The sequence below is a fragment of the Pseudomonas sp. TE3-3-F2023 genome (assembly GCF_036784815.1).
In the GTDB taxonomy this organism is placed as follows: Bacteria; Pseudomonadota; Gammaproteobacteria; order Pseudomonadales; family Pseudomonadaceae; genus Aquipseudomonas; species Aquipseudomonas pudica.
Genome location: NZ_CP145113.1, coordinates 1,841,782 through 1,856,978, shown reverse-complemented (window position 1 = coordinate 1,856,978; position 15,197 = coordinate 1,841,782). Strand labels below are relative to the sequence as shown.

The 15,197-nt window shown below is 62.5% G+C and carries 12 protein-coding genes; 10 read left to right on the top strand and 2 right to left on the bottom strand.

Annotated features, from left to right (window positions below; translation table 11 throughout):
* Positions 1-186: 186 nt before the first annotated feature.
* Both V3314_RS08410 and V3314_RS08405 read right to left on the bottom strand, forming a co-directional pair.
* The gene (locus V3314_RS08410; protein ID WP_025337806.1) at positions 187-747 is read right to left on the bottom strand and encodes a response regulator transcription factor; all 561 of its coding nucleotides are present in this window, start codon (positions 745-747) and stop codon (positions 187-189) included.
* Positions 747-2,003, bottom strand: a complete 1,257-nt coding sequence (locus V3314_RS08405; protein WP_025337805.1) for an ATP-binding protein — start codon at positions 2,001-2,003, stop codon at positions 747-749. Before V3314_RS08405 ends, V3314_RS08410 begins: the two co-directional genes overlap by 1 nt.
* 202 nt (positions 2,004-2,205) lie before the next feature.
* Between V3314_RS08405 and V3314_RS08400 the strand changes: the two genes are divergently transcribed.
* The 10 genes from V3314_RS08400 to V3314_RS08355 all read left to right on the top strand — a co-directional run bounded on the left by V3314_RS08400 (position 2,206) and on the right by V3314_RS08355 (position 15,148).
* Positions 2,206-2,922: an SIMPL domain-containing protein gene (locus V3314_RS08400; protein WP_015269044.1), complete on the top strand. Its 717-nt coding sequence runs from the start codon at positions 2,206-2,208 to the stop codon at positions 2,920-2,922.
* A gap of 392 nt (positions 2,923-3,314) precedes the next feature.
* Positions 3,315-4,940, top strand: a complete 1,626-nt coding sequence (locus V3314_RS08395) for an ABC transporter substrate-binding protein (protein ID WP_085600632.1) — start codon at positions 3,315-3,317, stop codon at positions 4,938-4,940.
* 146 nt (positions 4,941-5,086) lie between these two features.
* Entirely contained in the window at positions 5,087-6,679 is a 1,593-nt protein-coding gene (locus V3314_RS08390) for an ABC transporter substrate-binding protein (protein WP_196188535.1), read from the top strand.
* A gap of 233 nt (positions 6,680-6,912) precedes the next feature.
* Positions 6,913-8,292 carry an OprD family porin gene (locus tag V3314_RS08385; RefSeq protein WP_338460132.1) on the top strand — a complete coding sequence of 460 codons (1,380 nt, stop codon included), beginning with the start codon at positions 6,913-6,915 and terminating at the stop codon, positions 8,290-8,292.
* Positions 8,293-8,369: 77 nt separating this feature from the next.
* Positions 8,370-9,980 carry an ABC transporter substrate-binding protein gene (locus tag V3314_RS08380; protein WP_172827466.1) on the top strand — a complete coding sequence of 537 codons (1,611 nt, stop codon included), beginning with the start codon at positions 8,370-8,372 and terminating at the stop codon, positions 9,978-9,980.
* Positions 9,981-10,071: 91 nt separating this feature from the next.
* Positions 10,072-11,082: an ABC transporter permease subunit gene (locus tag V3314_RS08375; RefSeq protein ID WP_012316108.1), complete on the top strand. Its 1,011-nt coding sequence runs from the start codon at positions 10,072-10,074 to the stop codon at positions 11,080-11,082.
* A 10-nt stretch (positions 11,083-11,092) separates the two neighbouring features.
* Entirely contained in the window at positions 11,093-12,019 is a 927-nt protein-coding gene (locus V3314_RS08370; RefSeq protein ID WP_025337799.1) for an ABC transporter permease subunit, read from the top strand.
* A 10-nt stretch (positions 12,020-12,029) separates the two neighbouring features.
* The gene (locus V3314_RS08365; RefSeq protein WP_046615788.1) at positions 12,030-12,998 is read left to right on the top strand and encodes an ABC transporter ATP-binding protein; all 969 of its coding nucleotides are present in this window, start codon (positions 12,030-12,032) and stop codon (positions 12,996-12,998) included.
* Entirely contained in the window at positions 12,998-13,966 is a 969-nt protein-coding gene (locus V3314_RS08360) for a peptide ABC transporter ATP-binding protein (RefSeq protein ID WP_024086321.1), read from the top strand. The genes V3314_RS08365 and V3314_RS08360 overlap by 1 nt, the downstream gene beginning before the upstream one ends.
* Before the next feature lie 372 nt (positions 13,967-14,338).
* Positions 14,339-15,148 (top strand): nuclear transport factor 2 family protein, encoded by an 810-nt coding sequence (locus tag V3314_RS08355; RefSeq protein ID WP_046615789.1) that lies wholly within the window; start codon positions 14,339-14,341, stop codon positions 15,146-15,148.
* Positions 15,149-15,197 lie beyond the last annotated feature (49 nt).

Below are 15,197 nucleotides of genomic sequence, written 5' to 3'. Positions count from 1 at the left end.
GGGGCTAATGATACGCCAACGGCCGGGACTTGCGGGGATCGCGGGGTATCACAGAGAAATTTCTGTCAGTACCGGCCTGTTCGCGGGCTTGCCCGCTCCCACAGGTATTACACAAGCCGCAAGGCCTGTGCAGTACCTGTGGGAGCGGGCAAGCCCGCGAAAGGGCCGGTACAAGCCCAGCAGGAATCAGCGCCGAACCGGGCGCTTCTGCAGTTTGCGCTGCAAGGTCCGCCGGTGCATGCCCAGCGCCCGCGCGGTGGCCGAGATATTGCCTTCGTGCTCGTTCAGCACACGCTGGATGTGTTCCCACTGCAGGCGGTCGACCGACATCGGGTTTTCCGGCACCAAGGTGTCCAGGTCGGTGTGCTCCGACAGCAACGCCGCCAGCACATCATCGGCATCCGCCGGCTTGCACAGGTAGTTGCAGGCACCACGCTTGACCGCTTCCACCGCGGTGGCAATGCTCGAGTAACCGGTCAGGATCACCACACGCATCTCCGGGTCCAGCTCCAGCAGCTTTGGCAGCAGCACCAGCCCGGAGTCGCCGTCCATCTTCAGGTCCAGCGTGGCGTAGTCCGGCAGGTCCTGCTGGGCCAGGATCAACCCTTCCTCGGCAGAGCTGGCGGTGCTCACGCGGAAACCGCGGCGGCTCATGGCACGGGCCATGACCCGGGTAAAGGTGGCATCGTCATCCACCAGCAGCAGGTGCGGCAGCTCTTCGCCTTCGACCTGGTTTTCTTCGCTCATCATTCATCTCCTCGCTTGCCGTAAGGCAGGCGCAGTTCGGTCAGGGTGCCACCCTGTTCATGACTATAGAGTTTCACCGAACCGCCCGCACGGGTCACGCTGGCCTTGCTCAAGAAAAGGCCCAGGCCGAAGCCTTTGCCTTTGGTGGTAATGAAGGGTTTGCCGATGGCTTCGGCGATGGCCGGCGGCACGCCGGGGCCATGGTCGCGGATGCTGATGACGATGTCATGGGCGTCCCAGTCCAGGCGCACTTCAAGGTCATCGGGGCAGGCGTCGGCGGCATTGTTCAACAGGTTCAACAGGGCCTGGGTCAGGTCCGGCGGCGGGGTCAGGCGTGGCACTTGGCCGTCGCGCAGGCGCTGGAAGCGGTAGCTGGCTTCCGGGCGCATCAGGTGCCAACGGTTGAGCGCCTCGTCCAGCCAGGCCGTGACGTCCTGCTCCACCACGGCCAGGCGACGGTTGGCTTCGGCGGCGCGCACCAGCTGTTGCAGGGTTTCCTTGCACAGCTTCACCTGGTCCTGAAGGATCTGCAGGTCCTCCTGCAGCAGCGGGTCGGCGTGGTCCTGGCGCATCTCGTTCAGCAGCACGCTCATGGTCGCCAACGGCGTGCCCAGTTCATGGGCGGCACCGGCGGCCTGGGTGGCCACGGCCAGCAGTTGCTCGTCACGCAGGCTTTCTTCACGCCGCTCTGAACGCAGCTGCTCCTGGCGGCGCAGCTCTTCGGCCATGCGCGCGGCAAAGAAGGTAATCACTGCCGCTGCCAGGGCAATGCTCAGCCACATGCCGTACACCTGCATCTTGTCCCGCGCCATCGGCAGGCCTTCAAGCGGGTAGAACTGCACCAAAAGCAGACTGTAGGCGGTCAGTGCGATGCCGGAAAGGATCAGCGAATACAGCCACGGCAAGGTGACTGCGGCAATCGCCAGTGGCACCAGGTAATACGACACGAACGGGTTGGTCGAGCCGCCGGAGTAATACAGCAAGGCACTGTGGATCAGCAGGTCGCAGGCCAGTTGCAGGGCGTACTCCAGCTCGGTGACCGGCAACGAAAGGCGCAGGCGCAGGGCCGTGAAGGCGCACAGCAGCGAAGACAAGGCCAAGGTGCCGGCCAGCGACAACCAGGGCAAGGGCAGCAGTTCGGTCCAGTAGGCGACGCCCACGGAGCCGGCCTGGGCAGCCAGGACCAGGACCCGAATGACGGTCAGGCGCCAGAGGTTCTGGCGGGTAGCGGACAGCGGTTGTACGGCGGCGAGCATGAGCTCTCCTGATGAGTGCTCCAGAAAAATCGGCTGGAGTATACCGAAGCCGGGCGCCTCGCTGCAGCGATGCGGCAAAGCGCCACACTTTGTCACAGGTTGATGATGGCACTTTTGAACCCACTACACTGTTGCCGGTCTGATGGGCCATGCGTGGAATGGATGACAACAACCCACGCCTTATATTGCCAAGGAGTACCACATGCAAATCCCACGTCGCGGCACCGCCCTGATCCTGTCCTGCGGCCTGCTCGCCAGTCTGCCGGCGCTGGCTGCCGATGAGCCGCGCTACAACCAGGTCTCGCTGCGTGCCGAGGTCAGCAAGGAAGTGGCGCGTGACCTGATGGTCGTTACCCTGTACAGCGAAGCGCAGAACACCGACCCGGGCAAGCTTGCCAAGCAGATCACCGAAACCATGAACAAGGCAGTACAGCAGTCGCGCCAGGTCAAGGATGTGAAGATCAGCCAGGGGAGCCGCAACAGCTATCCGGTATATGACAGCAAGGGCCAGAAGATCACCGGCTGGCGCGAGCGCGCCGAGTTGCGCCTGGAAAGCGCCAACTTCCCGGCCCTGTCGCAGCTGACCGCCGACCTGCTGCAAGAGCTGAAAATGGGTGGCATGGACTTCTCCATCGCCCCGGCCACGCGCAAGGCCAGCGAGGATGCACTGCTCAAGGATGCGGTGGATGCCTTCAAGGCGCGTGCGCAGCTGGCTACCGAGGCGCTGGGGGGCAAGGGCTATAAAGTGGTCAGCCTGAACCTCAACAGCAGCGGTTACCCACGCCCTTACCTGCGAAGTGCGCCGATGGCGATGAAGGCCATGGGAGCTGATGAGTCGGCACCGGCGCCGGACATCGAGGCCGGGACCAGTGAAGTGAGCATGAATGCCGATGGCCTGATCGAAGTGCAGATGCCTTGAGTTCGCCGGGGCGCATTGCGCCCCTATCGCCGGCAAGCCAGCGCCCACAGATACACCACAGGTTTCAGCCCTTGTGTTGTACCTCTGGGAGCTGGCTTGCTGGCGATGAGGTCAGTCGAAAAAACGCAGATTCAGACATTTCCTACGCACCAATTAGGTGCTTCCTACACTAATCCCGCCCCCGCAACATCCCGCAAAAAGCCATCATTTTGCCCCCGCAAACGTTTAACTTCGCTGAAAGTTATATCAATGCGACATCCATGTACGACCGTACCACTTTTCTGGCGTCAACTATCCCTCGGCATATTGCATTGGGAACAGCCCCTGCATAAGTATCCGCAGGTCGGCTCACGAGGCCACCTCAATCGAAAAATGACAACAATGAGGCCACCATGCTCAAACACGCAGTCATTCCGTTCCTGCTAGGCGCAGGCTTGCTATCCGGCGCACCGTCGGCCCTCGCCGCGTCCAACCTGGTGTTCTGCTCCGAAGGCAGCCCGGCCGGCTTCGACCCGGGGCAATACACCACCGGGACTGACTTCGACGCCTCGGCTGAGACCGTGTTCAACCGCCTGACCCAGTTTGAACGTGGCGGTACTGCCGTCATCCCGGGTCTGGCAACCAAGTGGGAAGTCTCCGACGACGGAAAGACCTACACCTTCCACCTGCGCGAAGGGGTCAAGTTCCACACCACCGACTACTTCAAGCCCACCCGCAACTTCAACGCCGACGACGTGCTGTTCACCTTCAACCGCATGCTCGACAAGGACCACCCGTTCCGCAAGGCCTACCCCACCGAGTTCCCGTACTTCACCGACATGGGCATGGACAAGAACATCGCCAAACTGGAGAAGCTCGACGAACAAACTGTCAAGTTCACCCTCAACGAAGTCGACGCCGCATTCATCCAGAACCTGGCCATGAGCTTCGCCTCGATCCAGTCCGCCGAATACGCCGACCAGTTGCTCAAGGACGGCAAGGCCGCCGACATCAACCAGAAGCCGATCGGCACTGGCCCGTTCGTGTTCAGCAAGTACCAGAAGGACGCGCAGATCCGCTTCAAGGGCAACAAGGACTACTGGCAACCCGATGACGTGAAGATCGACAACCTGATCTTCGCTATCACCACCGATGCGTCGGTGCGCATGCAGAAACTGAAGAAGAACGAGTGCCAGGTCACTCTGTTCCCTCGCCCCGCCGACATCCAGCCGCTGAAACAGGACCCCAAGCTGCAGATGCCGCAGCAAGCCGGCTTCAACCTCGGCTACATCGCCTACAACGTGATGGACAAGGTCAAGGGCAGCAACGAGGCCAACCCGCTGGCCCAGCTGAAAGTCCGCGAGGCGCTGGACATGGCCGTGGACAAGAAAAAGATCATCGAGTCGGTCTACCAAGGCGCCGGCCAACTGGCGGTCAACGCCATGCCCCCGACTCAGTGGTCCTATGACGACAGCATCAAGGACGCGCCATTCGACCCTGAAAAAGCCAAGCAACTGCTCAAGGAAGCTGGCATCAAGGAAGGCACCGAAATCACCTTGTGGGCGATGCCCGTGCAACGTCCGTACAACCCCAATGCCAAGCTGATGGCCGAGATGCTGCAATCCGACTGGGCCAAGGTCGGCATCAAGGCGAAGATCGTCAGCTATGAATGGGGCGAGTACATCAAGCGCTCCAAAGGCGGCGAACAGGGCGCCATGCTGATCGGCTGGAGCGGTGACAACGGTGACCCGGACAACTGGCTGGGCACCCTGTACGGCTGCGATGCCATGAACGGCAACAACTTCTCCAAGTGGTGCTACAAGCCCTACGACGACCTGATCAAGCAGGCCAAGGCCACTTCCGACCAGGCCAAGCGCACCGAGCTGTATCAAAAGGCGCAGCACATCCTCAAGGAGCAGGTGCCGATCACCCCGATCGCCCACTCCACCGTGTACCAGCCCATGAGCGCCAAGGTGAAGGACTTCAAGATCAGCCCATTCGGACTGAACTCCTTCTACGGCGTCAGCGTGGACAAATAGCCTAGCTACGGCACCCGCTGAGCGGCGGGTGCCCGCCAACCTTGCCACCTCTTCATGTCGTCCCGCCGCCATCCGCAGCGGGGTCGGCGACCTGTTGCCGCCATTCGTACCCCGAGGCGGCGCAAACAGACGTAAAAGGACTTGCCATGCGCCATACCACCCGAGTTTCCGCCCTGCTGGCCCTGGGCCTGATCAGCCAATCACCGGCCCTGCTGGCCAACAACCTGGTGTTCTGTTCCGAAGGCAGCCCCGCCGGCTTCGACACTGCCCAGTACACCAGCGCCACCGACAACGATGCAGCCGAACCGATCTACAACCGCCTGGTCGAGTTCGAACGCGGGGGCACTGCCGTGCACCCTGCCCTGGCGACCCGCTGGGAGGTGTCCGAGGATGGCCTGCGCTATACCTTCCATCTGCGCGAAGGGGTGAAATTCCACAGCAACAAGACCTTCAAGCCGAGCCGCGACTTCAACGCCGACGATGTGCTGTTCACCTTCAACCGCATGCTCGACAAGAACCACCCATTCCGCCTGGCCTACCCGACCGAGTTCCCCTATTTCATCAGCATGGGCCTGGACAAGAACATCGCCCGTGTCGAGAAGACCGATCCACAGACCGTGGTGTTCACCCTGAACAGCGTCGATGCCGCGTTCATTCAGAACCTGGCCATGAGCTTTGCTTCCATCCTCTCTGCCGAATACGCCGAACAGCTGATGGCCAGCGGTCGCCCCAGCGACATCAACCAGCAACCGATCGGCACCGGCCCGTTCGTTTTCCAGCGTTATCAGAAGGATTCGCAGATCCGCTACAAGGGCAACAAGGCCTATTGGTCACCGCAGGACGTGAAGATCGACAACCTGGTGTTCTCGATCAACATCGACCCTTCGGTGCGCATCCAGAAGCTGCGCCGCAACGAATGCCAGGTCACCCTGCACCCGCGCCCCGCCGACCTGCCCGCACTCAAGGCCGACAACAAACTGCAAGTGCTGCAGCAACCTGGCTTCAACCTCGGCTACATCGCCTACAACACCCAGCACCCACCGTTCGACCGCCTGGAAGTGCGCCAGGCGATGGACATGGCAGTGAACAAGCAGGCGATCATCCAGGCCGTGTACCAGGACTCCGGCCAGTTGGCAGTCAACGCCATGCCACCAACCCAGTGGTCCTATGACGACAGCCTCAAGGACGCGCCCTTCGACCCTGAAAAGGCCAAGCAGCTACTGCAGCAGGCCGGGGTCAAGCCAGGCACCGAGATCACCCTGTGGGCCATGCCGGTGCAGCGCCCGTACAACCCCAACGCCAAGCTGATGGCGGAGATGCTCCAGGCCGACTGGAGCAAGCTCGGCTTCAAGGTGCGCATTGTCAGCTACGAATGGGGCGAGTACCTCAAGCGCATGAAAAGCGGCGAGCACGATATCGCTCTGATCGGCTGGACCGGAGACAACGGCGACCCGGACAACTGGCTGGGCACCCTCTACAACTGCGATGCCATCGGCAGCAACAACTACTCGCAGTGGTGCGATCCGCAGTACGACAGCCTGGTCAAGCAGGCCAAGCAGGTCACCGACCGCGCGCAGCGCACCGCCCTGTACCAACAGGCCCAGCAGCGGCTCAAGCAACAGGTGCCGATTACCCCGGTGGCGCACTCCACGGTCAACCAACCGCTCAGCATCAAGGTTTCCGAATTCAAGGTCAGCCCTTTCGGGCGCAACGTTTTTTCCGGTGTGAGTGTTGATTGATCTTTATCCCTCATGGGCCTCTTCGCGGGGAAACCCGCTCCCACAGGTACGGCGCACATGCCGAAACCTGTGGTGCCCCTGTGGGAGCGGGTTTACCCGCGAAAGGGCCGGCACAGCCAACACAACTCCCCGATTCAGCCCGGTGACCCCGGGCAAACCTGGCAACACCGCAGCAAGAAGCCCGGCCCACAAGGCCAGGCAATAACTAGAAGAACAGAAAGGGAGCTTTAACCTTGAGACTATTCACCTTGACCGCACTGGCGTTATCCATCAGTGCCTTATCCACCGTGGCCCAGGCCGACCCGCAAAGCCAGGAATACGTGCCCATCACCCTCAAAGGCAGCAGCGAGCAGGAACAGGCCAGCGGCTTCGTCGATGGCCAGAGCCTGTCCGGCAGCACCCGCAACTGGTATGCCCGCGAGCGCGCCGCACGCGCCCCGCTGTGGAAGTACTACAAGAGCGACGGCACCCGCCACGACACTCACAGCCGCGAGAACTGGGTGCAGGGCACCATCCTCAACTACAGCTCCGGCTTCACCCAGGGCACCGTCGGCTTCGCCGTCGAAGCCGCCGGCTACAATGCCATCGCCCTGCAACAGAACCGCGAGGACGTCGCCGGCCCCAACAACCGCACCCTGACCCACAGCGACGGCGACCCGGTTGGCCAGTGGAGCAAGATGGGCCTGGCCAACGTGAAGGCGCGGGTGTCCAACACCACCCTCACCGTCGGCCGCCAATCGGTGGACACGCCGATGATCGCCTACATCGGCAACCGTGCCCTGCCCTCGAGCTTCCAGGGCGCGTTTTTGCACAGTGCCGAATTCGACAACCTGAGCTTCGATCTTGGCACCTTCGACCGCGTCTCGCCGCGTACCGAACAAAGCCTCAGCAAGTTCCGCAGCGAATACAGTGCCACTGGCGTTGAAACCGACCGCGCCAGCACCGCCGGCATCAACTACCAGCCGTTCAAGAGCCTTAGCACCAGCCTGTACGCCACCAAGGTCGACGACTTCTGGAACCAGTACTACTTCGGCGCCAACCACGTGCTCGGCGACAGTGCAGTACTCAGCCTGAGCACTGGCCTGAACTACTACAAGACCGTCGACGCCGGCAGCAAGAAGATGGGCGAGATCGACAACGACACCTACAGCCTGTCGCTCGGCCTGACCCACCAGGCCCACACCCTCAGCGCCTCCTGGCAGCAGGTCAACGGCAACGAGTACTTCGACTACCTGCACGAAACCAACGGCATCTACCTGGCCAACTCGCTGCTGTCGGACTTCAACGGCCCCAACGAGAAATCGCTGCAGATCTCCTACGTGCTGAACATGGCGCCGTACGGCGTGCCGGGCCTGAAGTTCAACCTGTACAACGCCCGCGGCTGGGGCATCGATGGTACCCATTACCGCGGTACCGCCTATGACGTGAACGGCCTGGATGGCGAAACCCACTACGAGTGGGGCTTCGGCACCAGCTACGCGGTACAGAGCGGGCCGCTGAAGGATACCAGCATCCGTGCTACCTACACCGCGCACCGCGCCAGCAAGGCCCAGGGCGATGGCAGCCTGGATGAGTTCCGGGTGGTGACCACCATTCCATTCAACATTCTCTGACCGCCGGCACCACGGCCTGCTTCGCTGCGGGCCGTGGCGGCTACGCTGGAATCAATGCAAGCAGGGAGTTTCAACCCATGCAGAAAGCTTTCATGAAATCGCTGCCGCTGCGCCTAGCCCTGGCAGCGCTGGTCCTGGGCAGCGCCACGCAACTGGCGGCCAAACCGCTGGTGGTGTGCACCGAAGCCAGCCCTGAAGGGTTCGACATCGTCCAGTACACCACTGCGGTTACCGCCGATGCCTCGGCCGAGACGGTATTCAACCGCCTTGTCGACTTCAAGCCCGGTACCACCGAAGTCCAGCCGGCCTTGGCCGAGCGCTGGGACATTTCAGCAGACGGTCTGACCTACACCTTCCACCTGCGCCAGGGCGTGAAGTTCCACACTACTGACTACTTCAAGCCCACCCGCGACTTCAACGCCGATGACGTCCTGTGGAGCCTCAATCGCCAGCTCGATCCGAACCATCCATGGCATGACAAGACCAGCGTCGGGTACCCGTACTTCGAGAGCATGGGCTTCAAGGACCTGCTCAAGTCGGTCAGCAAAGCCGACGAGCACACCGTGGTGATTACCCTTAACCGACCGGAAGCGCCATTCCTGCGCGACATGGCCATGGGCTTCACCTCGATCTACTCCGCCGAGTACGGCGACCAGCTGCTCAAGGCCGGCAAGGCTGCCGAGTTGAACAGCAAGCCAATCGGCACCGGCCCGTTCATCTTCCAGCGCTACAACAAGGATGCCCAGGTTCGCTTCAAGCCCAACCCGGACTATTTCCGCGGCAAGCCGCCTGCCGATGCGCTGGTCTTCGCTATCGCTACCGACAGCAACGTGCGCCTGCAGAAACTGCGCGCCAACGAATGCCAGGTGGCACTCTATCCCAAGCCCGATGATGTACCGTCGATCAAGCAGGACCCGAAACTCAAGGTCGAGGAGATCGAGGCCTTGGTCACCGGTTACATCTCGATGAACACCGAACACAAATACCTGAGCGACGTTCGCGTGCGCAAAGCCATCAACATGGCCTTCGACCGCCAGACCCATGTCGACCAATTGTTCGGCAAAGGCAATGCACTGGTCGGCGTGAATCCGTACCCGCCGACCATGATCGGCTACAACAACGAGAACAGAAACCCGCCCCGCGACCTGGCCAAGGCGCGCGATCTGCTCAAGCAGGCGGGCGTGCCCGAAGGTACGGTAATCACCCTGTTCACGCGCAACGGCGGCGGCCCGACCAACCCCAACCCGCGTTTGTCTGCCGAGATGCTGCAGGCCGACCTCAAACAGATCGGCCTGAAGCTGGACATCCGCGTGATGGAGTGGGCCGAAATGCTGCGCCGGGCCAAGAAAGGCGAGGCCGACCTGGTGTCCACCGGCTGGGCCGGCGACAACGGCGACCCGGACAACTTCCTCAGCCCGCTGCTCAGTTGCGATGCCGCCAAAAGCGGCGAGAACTATGCGCGCTGGTGCAACCCTAAGTTCCAGGAGTTGATCAGCCGCGCCCGCGAAGTGATCGACAACGACGAGCGTGCAAGGCTCTATAACGAGGCATTGAAAGTGTACGATGACGACCAACCCTGGATCAGCATGGCCCATCCAAAGATGTTCACCGCCATGCGTGACAACGTGGAGGGCTACGTGATCAACCCTCTGACCAACAACAACTTCGCCACCACCAAGGTGAAGTAGAACAACAACGACCGCCGGCAACCCACACGGGAACCGGCGGCACCACCGTAGCGGGCTGATCGCCCCACGGCCTGATGAGGTAACCCCGACAATGTTGAGCTTTATTGCCCGGCGCCTTGGCCTGCTGATACCGACCTTTTTCGGTATCACCTTGCTGACCTTCGCGCTCATACGCCTGATCCCCGGCGACCCGGTGGAAGTGATGATGGGCGAGCGCAGGGTCGACCCCGAAATGCATGCCCAGGCCATGGAGCGCCTGGGCCTGAACAAGCCGCTGCCGGTCCAGTACCTGGACTACGTCGGCAAGCTGGCCCAGGGTGACCTCGGTGAATCGCTGCGCACCCGCGAGAGCGTGTGGAGCGAGTTCCTCACCCTGTTCCCGGCCACCCTCGAACTGGCCTTCGCCGCCCTGTTGTTCGCCGGCATCGTCGGCCTGCTGGCCGGCGTGATCGCTGCGCTCAAGCGCGGATCGCTGTTCGACCACGGGGTGATGGGTATTTCCCTGGCCGGTTACTCCATGCCGATCTTCTGGTGGGGCCTGATCCTGATCATGTTCTTCTCGGTAAGCCTGGGCTGGACCCCGGTTTCCGGGCGCATCGACCTGCTCTACGACATCGAGCCGAAGACCGGCTTCATGCTCATCGACACCCTGCTCAGCGACGAGGAAGGTGCGTTCAAGGACGCGGTGATGCACCTGATTTTGCCGGCCATCGTGCTTGGCACCATCCCGCTGGCGGTGATTGCCCGCATGACCCGCTCGTCGATGCTCGAAGTGCTGCGCGAGGATTACATCCGCACCGCCCGCGCCAAAGGCCTGTCGCCGGCCCGCGTGGTGTTCGTGCACGGCCTGCGCAACGCGCTGATCCCGGTACTGACCGTATTCGGCCTGCAGGTCGGCACGTTGCTGGCCGGTGCGGTGCTGACCGAAACCATCTTTTCCTGGCCGGGCATCGGCAAGTGGCTGATCGAAGCCATCGGTGCCCGTGACTACCCCGTGGTCCAGAACGGCATCCTGTTGATCGCCTGCCTGGTGATCCTGGTCAACTTCGTCGTGGATATCCTCTACGGCCTGGCCAACCCACGCATCCGTCATCAGCGCTGAGGCCTTCGCCATGACTAGCCCGATTCCGAAATCCGTCACACCGGTCAGCCCGGTGGACCAGAGCCTGCTCTACCCCTCGCCATACAAAGAATTCTGGCAAGCCTTCGCCCGCAACAAAGGCGCGGTGATGGGCCTGGCCTTCATGTGCCTGGTGGTGTTCTGCGCGCTGTTCGCGCCGTGGGTCGCCCCGCACGACCCGAGCGAGCAATATCGCGAATTCCTGCTGACCCCCCCGGTGTGGCTCGAAGGTGGCAGCTGGCAGTTCATTCTCGGTACCGACGAACTGGGCCGCGATCTGCTCTCACGGCTGATCCAGGGCGCGCGGCTGTCGCTGCTGATCGGCCTGTCGTCGGTGGTGATGTCGCTGATCCCTGGCATCCTGCTGGGCCTGCTGGCCGGTTTCTTCCCGCAACTGCTCGGCCCGTCGATCATGCGCCTGATGGACGTGATGCTGGCCCTGCCCTCGCTGCTGCTGGCGGTGGCCATCGTCGCCATCCTCGGGCCAGGCCTGATCAACACCGTGATCGCCATCGCCATCGTGTCGTTGCCATCCTACGTGCGCCTGACCCGCGCCGCCGTGATGGGTGAGCTGAACCGCGACTACGTTACCGCCGCACGCCTGGCTGGTGCAGGGCTGCCACGGCTGATGTTCGTCACCGTGCTGCCCAACTGCATGGCGCCGCTGATCGTGCAGGCCACCCTCAGCTTCTCCTCGGCCATCCTTGACGCCGCCGCCCTGGGCTTCCTCGGCCTTGGTGTACAGCCGCCGACCCCGGAGTGGGGCACCATGCTGGCTTCGGCCCGTGACTACATCGAGCGCGCCTGGTGGGTGGTGAGCCTGCCCGGCCTGACCATTCTGCTCAGTGTGCTGGCAATCAACCTGATGGGCGACGGCCTGCGCGATGCGCTGGACCCGAAACTCAAGAACGCCGCCTGAGGAGAACGCCATGTCACTGTTGCAGATCAACAACCTGAACGTGCGCTTCGGCGACGCCAATGCAGTACCGGTGGTCGATGGCCTGGACCTGACGGTGGAAGCCGGCGAGATCCTGGCCATCGTCGGCGAATCCGGCTCGGGCAAGTCCGTGACCATGATGGCCCTGATGGGCCTGATCGACGCCCCCGGGCGCATCACCGCGGACTCGCTCACGTTCGATGGCACCGACATGCTCAAGCTCAGCGGTCGCCAGCGACGCAAGGTGGTGGGCAAGGACATCGCCATGGTCTTCCAGGACCCGATGACCGCGCTCAACCCCAGCTACACCGTGGGTTACCAGATCGAGGAAGTGCTGCGCCAGCACCTGGGCCTGAAGGGCAAGGCCGCGCGCCAGCGTGCCCTGGAACTGCTGAAAAAGGTCGAGATCCCGGCTGCGGAAAGCCGCCTGGACGCCTACCCGCACCAGCTGTCCGGCGGCATGAGCCAGCGCGTGGCGATTGCCATGGCGATTGCCGGCGAGCCCAAGCTGCTGATCGCCGACGAACCCACCACTGCGCTGGACGTGACCATCCAGGCGCAGATCATGGAGCTGCTGGTCAACCTGCAGAAGGAGCGCAACATGGCGCTCATCCTGATCACCCACGACCTCGCCGTGGTCGCCGAAACTGCCAGGCGGGTGTGCGTGATGTATGCCGGCCAGGCCGTGGAAGTGGGCCAGGTGCCGGAGCTGTTCGATGTGCCCGCCCACCCTTACAGCGAAGCGTTGCTGGCGGCGATCCCCGAGCACAGCATCGGTGCCGAACGCCTTGCCACCCTGCCCGGCATCGTCCCCGGTCGCTACGACCGCCCCGTAGGTTGCCTGCTGTCACCGCGCTGCCCGTACGTGCAGGACAACTGCCGGCACCAGCGCCCGCCCCTCGATCCCCAGGCCCATAGCCTGGTGCGTTGCTACTACCCGTTGAACCAGGAGGTGGCGTGATGGCCGTCGTTCTATCCGCCCGGGAGCTGACCCGGCATTACGAAGTCTCCCGCGGGCTGTTCAAGGGCCACGCCCTGGTCCGCGCGCTGAATGGCGTGTCGTTCGAACTGGAGGCCGGCAAGACCTTGGCCGTGGTCGGCGAGTCCGGCTGCGGCAAGTCGACCCTGGCCCGCGCGCTGACCCTGATCGAAGAGCCGTCGTCCGGTTCGCTGCAAATTGCCGGCACCGAAGTGAAAGGCGCCAGCAAGAGCGAGCGCAAACAACTGCGCCGCGACGTGCAGATGGTGTTCCAGAGCCCCTACGCCTCGCTCAACCCACGGCAGAAGATTGGTGACCAGCTGGCCGAGCCGCTGCTGATCAATACTTCGCTGAGCAAGGCCGAGCGGCGAGAAAAAGTGCAGAAGATGATGGAACAGGTCGGCCTGCGCCCCGAGCATTACCAGCGCTACCCGCACATGTTCTCCGGTGGCCAGCGCCAGCGTATCGCCCTGGCCCGGGCAATGATGCTGCAACCCAAGGTGCTGGTGGCGGACGAGCCGACCTCGGCGCTGGACGTATCGATCCAGGCTCAGGTACTGAACCTGTTCATGGATTTGCAGAAGGAATTCAACACTGCCTATGTGTTCATCTCGCACAACCTGGCGGTGGTGCGGCATGTAGCCGATCAGGTACTGGTGATGTACCTGGGGCGGCCGGCGGAGATGGGGCCGAAAGAAGATATCTATGAAAGGCCGTTGCACCCTTATACCCAGGCGCTGCTGTCGGCGACGCCGGCGATTCACCCAGACCCTTTGAAGCCGAAGATCCGCATTGCCGGGGAGTTGCCCAACCCGCTGAACCCGCCGGATGGTTGTGCGTTTCACAAGCGCTGCCCGTATGCGACCGAGCGGTGTGCCAAGGAGGTGCCAGCGCTCAGGCAGGTGAGTACCCGGCAGGTGGCTTGCCACTATGCCGAGCAGTTTCTTTAGCCTCTAGATAGCCGGGGCTGCTTTGCAGCCCATCGCGACACAAGGCCGCTCCTACAAGGGACCGCGATCTCCTGTAGGAGCGGCCTTGTGTCGCGATGGGCCGCAAAGCGGCCCCTAAAATCCTCAATGCATGAAGAACCAGATCAGAATAATCACCGGAATCGGCACCCCAATCATCCAGAGCAGTATCGAGCGCATGGCCTTTCTCCTTGTTCGATGTTGAACAGACAGGTGCACGCGCCATGCCACCCCGGTCAAAAAATCATACTCAACCGAATCAACGGTTTACTCCCCAAGCCGCTTGGCAAAACCGTGCAATATGCCGGATCCGCACCCTTGCAGCTGGGTGTTCTGCAATGCACTATCAGGCTCATGACCGCCCACACCCTCCCTGACGGCCCCGAGCAGACCCCGCTTACCGCCGACACCGTGCTTCGCTACCACCTGTGCTGGAAGCACCGCGATCTCGACGGTGTCATTGCGCTCTACCACCCGGACATTCAGTACCACGACTTCTTCCAGAACCGCGTGCTCGGCTATCAGGAACTGCGTGACTACGTGCGCGCCTGCCTGCCTCACGAAGCTGGCGAAGATATCGTGCACAGCGACCGCATCCGCGTGGACGGCTGCACAGCATTCATTCAGTACCAGGTCACGGTCCAAGGCGGCGACGGCCTGGTTGCGTTCCAGTCCAGCGAGGCGATTACCGTCAAGGACGGCCTGATCTGGCGGGTCAACGAATACGCCACGCTGGTCCGCCGGAACGGCAGTGGCCATGCCACTAACGGCCCGCGCCCGGCCACCAGCCGCCTGGGCCTGTCGCCCCGTCAACTGTCGACCATGGCCCAGGACCTGGAACACTACTTCCAGCGCCAGCGCCCCTACCTGGACCCGGAGCTGGACCTGCAGCAGGTGGCACACGCCAGCGGCTACAGCCGCAACCAGATCTCCTACCTGCTCAACCAGGTGCTCGGGCAAAGCTTCTACCGCTACGTCAACCAGGCCCGCCTGCAGCACCTGATGGCCAGCCTCGATGACGACAGCATCGAGGCCACGATCGACGAGCTGGCCTTCAATGCCGGCTTCAACTCCCTGTCGGCGTTCTACAAGTGTTTCCGCGAGCACACCGGGCTTACGCCCAAGGCATACCTGAAGCAAATTTCCCTGCGTGCACGCACGTAAGACAGCCGCCCGTAGACACCACTAGGATCGCCCACAGACCTGACGGATG